Below are 1,176 nucleotides of genomic sequence, written 5' to 3' on the forward strand. Positions count from 1 at the left end.
CGCATCGGAGGTGCGCGGGGCGGTGTCGATGACGCACAGCGTGCCCACGGCGTGGCCATCGAGCGGGCGCAGCGGGTGGCCCGCGTAGAAGCGGATGTGCGGCTCGCCCAGCACCAGCGGGTTGTCGGCGAAGCGCACGTCCTCCAAGGCGTTTTCGACCACCAGCGCCGAGTCGAGGTCGAGCGCGTGGGCGCAGAAGGAGTACGCGCGAGGCGTCTGATTCACCTCGAGCCCCACGTGGGACTTGAACCACTGGCGGTGCTCGTCGACCAGGGACACCAGCGCGATGGGCGCGGAGAAGATATCGCAGGCCAGATCGGTCAGGCGTTCCAGCGACTCGTCCGCGGGCGTGTCCATCACTTCCAGGCGTCGCAAGGCCGACAGGCGCTCCGGTTCTCGATCAAGTAGGGCGGCGGGTTGCATGGCGATCCTAGAAAGTGGGCAATCTACACAATATCGGTCTGTTTTAATCAAGCTTTAACGATCGAGCCGTTCGCGAGCGATTTTTTTGACGCCGCGAGGATGACCCGTTGCGGGTGGTTCTAGTGACGGCGCGATTGGGCGATACTGATCGACCGCGATCCACCCCTGCAACGCGAGGTGCCATGTCCCTTTCCACTGCGAAACTCGCGATTCTCTCTTCCATGGACGATGTCTCGCACAAGCGCTGGGACGCGCTGGTCGACGACGAGCAACCGTTTCTGCGCCACGCCTTTCTGGGCGCGCTCGAACATAGCGGTTCGGTCAGCGCGGCGACCGGATGGCAGCCCCGCCACCTGGCCCTGTGGCAAGGCGAGCACCTCGTGGCGGCGCTACCCTTGTACCTCAAGAGCCACTCCTATGGCGAGTACGTGTTCGACTGGGGCTGGGCGGAGGCCTTCGAGCGCGCCGGCGGCGACTACTACCCCAAGGCGCTGAGCGCGGTGCCCTTCACCCCGGTGCCCGGCCAGCGCCTGCTGGTCGCGCCGGGCGTCGACCCGGGCGAGGCCTGTGCGCGGCTCATGGAGGGCTGGCAGGCGCTGTGCGACGAGCAGGGGATCTCGAGCTGGCACCTGCTGTTCGCACGCCCCGCCGAGGTGGCCGCCTGGCAGGCGCGGCGCCCGGATTTGATCGCCCGCGAAGGCGTCCAGTTCCAGTGGCACGATGAGGGCTACGGCGACTTCGAGGGCTTCCTGG

Annotated in this window: 2 protein-coding genes; one reads left to right on the top strand and one right to left on the bottom strand. The window is 66.9% G+C overall.

Annotated elements, in window-relative coordinates; translation table 11 throughout:
• Window positions 1-423: GAF domain-containing protein (locus tag BIS11_RS18075; RefSeq protein ID WP_253586795.1), on the bottom strand; the 423-nt coding region annotated here is incomplete at its 3' end.
• 182 nt (window positions 424-605) lie between these two features.
• Between BIS11_RS18075 and BIS11_RS18080 the strand changes: the two genes are divergently transcribed.
• Window positions 606-1,176 (top strand): peptidogalycan biosysnthesis protein (locus BIS11_RS18080; protein WP_253586796.1); only part of this gene is annotated, 571 nt, incomplete at its 3' end.

Origin of the sequence: Halomonas sp. 707D4 (assembly GCF_024158685.1) — a bacterium.
Taxonomy (GTDB): Bacteria; Pseudomonadota; Gammaproteobacteria; order Pseudomonadales; family Halomonadaceae; genus Vreelandella.